3 protein-coding genes are annotated in these 2,313 nt (G+C 66.4%); all 3 read left to right on the top strand.

Translation table 11 applies throughout. From position 1 onward, the window contains the following. A partial coding sequence (locus ACFWF3_RS32780) for an aldehyde dehydrogenase family protein (RefSeq protein ID WP_379317754.1) occupies positions 1-801 on the top strand: 801 nt, incomplete at its 5' end. Next, positions 801-1,208 (top strand): DUF779 domain-containing protein, encoded by a 408-nt coding sequence (locus tag ACFWF3_RS32775; RefSeq protein ID WP_379317752.1) that lies wholly within the window; start codon positions 801-803, stop codon positions 1,206-1,208. The genes ACFWF3_RS32780 and ACFWF3_RS32775, both read left to right, overlap by 1 nt. A 220-nt stretch (positions 1,209-1,428) precedes the next feature. Then, positions 1,429-2,313, top strand: an 885-nt coding sequence (locus tag ACFWF3_RS32770) for a nitrate- and nitrite sensing domain-containing protein (protein ID WP_379317750.1), incomplete at its 3' end; no start/stop codon positions are given.

Genomic DNA, 2,313 nt, shown 5'->3' with positions numbered 1-2,313 from the left:
GGCGAGACCACCACCGGGCGGCTGATCATGCAGTACGCCAGCGAGAACATCATTCCGGTCACTCTCGAACTCGGCGGCAAGAGCCCCAACATCTTCCTGCCCGATGTGCTGGCCGCCGACGACGATTACCTCGACAAGGCCGTCGAGGGGTTCGTCATGTTCGCCCTGAACCAGGGCGAGGTGTGCACGTGCCCGTCGCGGGCGCTGATCCACTCGTCGATCTACGACGAGTTCCTCGCCCGCGCCATCGCCCGCACCGAGGCCATCGTGTCCGGTCATCCGCTCGACACCGAGACGATGATCGGCGCACAGGCCGGCAACGACCAGTACGAGAAGATTCTGTCCTATTTCGACATCGGCAGAGCCGAAGGCGCCCGCGTGCTCACTGGAGGGGAAGCACGCAAGGTCGACGGTCTACCGGGTGGGTACTACATCGAACCCACGGTCTTCTCCGGTGACAATACGATGCGGATCTTCCAGGAGGAGATCTTCGGCCCGGTCGTCGCGGTCACCCGCTTCGATACCGTCGACGAAGCGATCCGCATCGCCAACGACACCCTCTACGGTCTCGGTGCGGGCGTGTGGACCCGCGACATGAACACCGCCCACCGACTCGGCCGCGGCATCAAGGCAGGCCGGGTCTGGACCAACTGCTACCACGCCTACCCCGCCCATGCCGCGTTCGGCGGCTACAAGAAGTCGGGGTTCGGCAGGGAGAACCACGCGATGATGCTCGGGCACTACCAGCAGACCAAGAATCTGCTGGTCAGTTATTCGACGACGAAACTCGGGATGTTCTGATGCAGAATCGAATCCACCGTGTGGAGATCACCGAGCGCGCTCAGACCCTGCTCCGCCGCCTCATCGAGGACAACGGCCCGGTGCTGTTCCGCCAGGCCGGCGAGGACTGCGACGACGACGCCGCACCGGTGTGCCTGTCGGCCAAGCAGTTCCCGATCGAGAAGGCCGACATCCTGCTCGGCCGGCTCAGCTGGCACACCGAATTCTGGATCAGCGCGGCGCAATTCGAATGCTGGAAAGATACCCACCTCACCGTCGATGTGACGCGCGGTGAGGCTGCCGAGGATTCGCTCGAGGCAGGCCAGGGCATGCGATTCGTGTTGCGCGCCAGGCTGCTGACCGAGGCGGAGCACGCGGCACTGGCGGCCGGGCCGCCACCACGCACGGGCGCCGACCGCACACTGTAGCGGCGCCCGCCGAAAACCTGACCTGGCAGCATCTTTCCCGGCGCTGCCAGGTCGCGGCGAGCCCCCGCCGACTGGGCCATCGCGGCTCAGCCGGCGGGGTGAGCTCGCCGTTTTTTCGTTTTCACCCCATATAGCAAATGTGTTCCCGCGCAAACCAAATCGCGTCTCGCTCAGCGAGACACAGGCGACAACAGTGCAACGATTCCGTTACGTTATGGCGATGTTCTTAGCGAGACTCGGTGTGCGCACCCGGATTCTGGCGATTGCTCTCATCCCGAGTTTGACTCTGGTGGTGGTCGGCGTCGGTACGGCGGGCTACCTGGTCGAGCAGAGCAACAAGGCCAAGTCGTGGGCCGTGCAGTTGCAGGATGCCGCCGTACCGGCCCGTGAGCTGATCGAGGCGGTCCAATCCGAGCGACACCTGACCCTGGCCCACATCGCGGGCGACGAGACCGCCGCACTCGGCCTGGCCGCCGCGCGCACGCGCATGGACAGCGCCTTTCGCGGCCTGATCGCCGCCGGTGAGAACCTGCGCGCGATCGATGACTCCAACATCGGCAACGACAAGGCCGGCTTCGCCACTCTCGGCACGCATCTGGACGGCGTGCGCAAGGGCGCCGACGCCCGGATGCTGCCGATCGCGGACGCCTACCTGTTCTACAACTCGCTGCTCAACGTGATCATCCAGGGCACCAAGGTCGCCGAGCGCGCGGCGCCCGACGCGGTCGTCGCGACCGGTGTGTCCGAGGGCTTGCGCTTGCTCGGTGCCGCCGAGGCGATGTCGCGCAGCAACGCGGTCGCCGCCGCGATGGTGGCCTCGGACGGTGCCTCGACCATCCCGCTCGACGAGTTCACCAACCAGAGCGGCCTCTACCACGGCGAAATCGCCAACCTGGCCGCCGGACTCGACGAACCCGAGCGCGGCGCCGTCGTCGCGTTGACGGCCACCGGGCACTGGCAGCGGCTGAGCGCGATGGAATCCGCTCTCGTGCAGCGTTTCGCGGTGTCGGCGGCCGCCCAGGCGAGTACCTCGACCAGCAAGGCTCCCACCCCCGTCGCACTGCCGATGCCGATTCCCGAATGGCAGAACGCCGCGGCCGAGGTC

Origin of the sequence: Nocardia sp. NPDC060220 (assembly GCF_042727815.1) — a bacterium.
Taxonomy (GTDB): domain Bacteria; phylum Actinomycetota; class Actinomycetes; order Mycobacteriales; family Mycobacteriaceae; genus Nocardia.
Note: the sequence above shows the minus strand (reverse complement) of the source record. Positions and strands in the feature narration are given on the sequence as shown.